This window comes from Dietzia sp. SLG310A2-38A2, from assembly GCF_014145095.1.
Classification (GTDB): Bacteria; Actinomycetota; Actinomycetes; order Mycobacteriales; family Mycobacteriaceae; genus Dietzia.
This window is the reverse complement of record NZ_JAALDX010000364.1, coordinates 1-2,026: the sequence shown is the minus strand read 5'-3', so window position 1 is coordinate 2,026 and position 2,026 is coordinate 1. Positions and strand designations below refer to the sequence as shown.

3 protein-coding genes, 1 pseudogene and 1 riboswitch are annotated in these 2,026 nt (G+C 70.8%); of the genes and pseudogenes, 3 read left to right on the top strand and 1 reads right to left on the bottom strand.

Features of this window, described 5'->3' with window-relative positions; genetic code table 11:
* A pseudogene (locus G6027_RS12850) lies at positions 1-241 on the top strand (MFS transporter); the annotation flags it as partial.
* Positions 238-747: a DUF2771 family protein gene (locus G6027_RS12845; protein WP_182637518.1), complete on the top strand. Its 510-nt coding sequence runs from the start codon at positions 238-240 to the stop codon at positions 745-747. The pseudogene G6027_RS12850 and the gene G6027_RS12845, both read left to right, overlap by 4 nt.
* 9 nt (positions 748-756) lie before the next feature.
* Here G6027_RS12845 and G6027_RS12840 read toward each other — a convergent pair whose 3' ends face one another.
* On the bottom strand, positions 757-1,158 hold the full coding sequence (locus tag G6027_RS12840) for a cold shock domain-containing protein (protein ID WP_182637517.1): 402 nt from the start codon (positions 1,156-1,158) through the stop codon (positions 757-759).
* 120 nt (positions 1,159-1,278) lie between these two features.
* Between G6027_RS12840 and G6027_RS18910 the strand changes: the two genes are divergently transcribed.
* Positions 1,279-1,560, top strand: a complete 282-nt coding sequence (locus G6027_RS18910; protein ID WP_182637516.1) for a hypothetical protein — start codon at positions 1,279-1,281, stop codon at positions 1,558-1,560.
* 178 nt (positions 1,561-1,738) lie between these two features.
* Positions 1,739-1,895, top strand: a riboswitch (cyclic di-AMP (ydaO/yuaA leader).
* Positions 1,896-2,026 lie beyond the last annotated feature (131 nt).

Here is a 2,026-nt window from a genome sequence, read left to right as displayed (position 1 = left end):
GACGGCACTGCAGCTGGCGTGGGTCGCGGGCGGTGCGCTCGGGGTCCTCCTCCCGCCGGACTTCACCGTCGGCTTCGGCGTGGTCGCGGCCATCGGCGCCCTGCTGTTCGGGCAGTCACTTCTGACCGCACGCGGGTCCACCCTGGTACCGGGGCTCGGCGGCAACCGGCCCAGGTTCCCCGGGGCGCCACGTGACCCCCGTGCGCTCGGCGCGCGCCTGCTCGGCAGAATGGAGGAGTGAGCTCTCACAGCGATTCCCCAGCGTCCGGCCCCCGCGTCCGTCCAGTCACCTGGGCGATCCTGGCATGGGTGATCATCATGGTCGCCGCTATCGTGGGGGCGTGGCAGGGCTCGGCCTCACGTCACGGGGCGGTGCCGGCGATCACCGTCGCCACCGACCGCGACCACGTGGAGGTACTGCCCTTCGCGGCGACGGACCTCGACGGCACCAGCTACACCAACCCGGTGGGCGAGTTCACCGTCACGGGTGAACACACCCTCACGGTCCGGCTGCCGGTGGAACTGCGCCGCGCCACGCTCGACGTCTACGAGGTCCGCGCGGACGGGTTCCGCGAGTACACCCTCGAGCCCGACGGACCCGGCGAACTGCTCATCCCGGTCACCCTCCCTGACGAGGGACGGATCGAGGGACTGGCGCTCCGCGCCGTCGCGCTGGTCTACGCGGCGGACGGCTCGGAGACGATCCTCAGCGGTGAGTGGTCGGTCGGGATCACCTACGCGGACTGACCCCGCTGGTCACGCGTCCAGTTCGCGGGCAACCGCGCGGAGCACCGAGGCCACGCGACCCGACACCTTGTGATCGGGACGGTGTCCGCGCCGCAACTCCGGCTGGACGGTCGTCTCGAGCACCTTGATCATGTCCTCGACCATCCCGTGCAGCTCGTCGGGCGAGTGCCGTGGGCCGCCACGGGGGGCGCGGTCCTGCACGACGGTGGGCTCCTCGTGGACGATTACCCGGAGCGCCTGTGGGCCACGCCGACCGGAGACCATGTCGAACTCCACGCGCTGGCGGGGCCGGAGCGTGTCCACCCCGTCCGGGAGCGCCTCGGACCGGACGTAGACGTCCTCCCCGCCCTCATGGGACAGGAACCCGAAACCCTTCTCCGCGTCGTACCACTTGACCCTGCCACTGGGCACCGCGAACCACCTCTCCACGCGATCGCGCGCACGTGCGACCGACAACCACCACGAATCACTGACACTACCCTCGCCGAGGCGTTGTTTCGGAGCCCCGGCGGGGCCGGTAACCTCCCCCGTGTGACCTCAGACGCCCGACCCCCGGCCGACGACCCCGACCCCTGGGCGCCTCATGCGGCCGAGCCCGCCCCGGTCCGGCCCAGACGCCGTGGGCTGTTCGTCGCGGCGCTGGCCGTCTTCGCCGTCGGGGTGGTGTTCACCATCCTCGCCGCGCTCACCCCGTTCGTCCTGGATCGGGACGCGCCCACCTTCCTGTACCTCGGCGCGATGGTGTTCACCCCGGTCGGGTTCCTCCTGGGACTGCTGTACGCGATTCTGGGCTCGCGGCCACCCACGGTGTGACGGAACCCACCTTCTCGAGAATCTCCAGGTAACAAGCGGATAACGTCGCCTCCGCCCCTGCTGTGTGACCTGGTTTTATCTCAGAATGGTGACGATCCGGCATCAAGCCGCTACTGTTCGGGGCAGACTCGTCAGCGAGTTGGCATCGGACGCACCACCGAACCCCGCCCTGCGGCCGATGCGACATTGACCGTTACCGGGCGGGGACGGGGGACCCGATCAGGGCCCACCTCGGGCCGGCGACCACAGGTCGCCTTGGGGTCAAGCCGCCGAAGGCGGCCGGGCGCACTCGTCCGAACCCGACAGCTCACCCCGTAGGCACAGAGTGAAAAGGACTGACGCGTATATGACCTCGAACACCGGACGCCACCGCGCTGCCGCCCCCGCCTCCGCGCCCAGGACGGCGGTGAAGGTCGTCCTCGCGGGCACCGCGTTCTCCGCCGCCGGGCTCGCCCTCGCCCCGGCC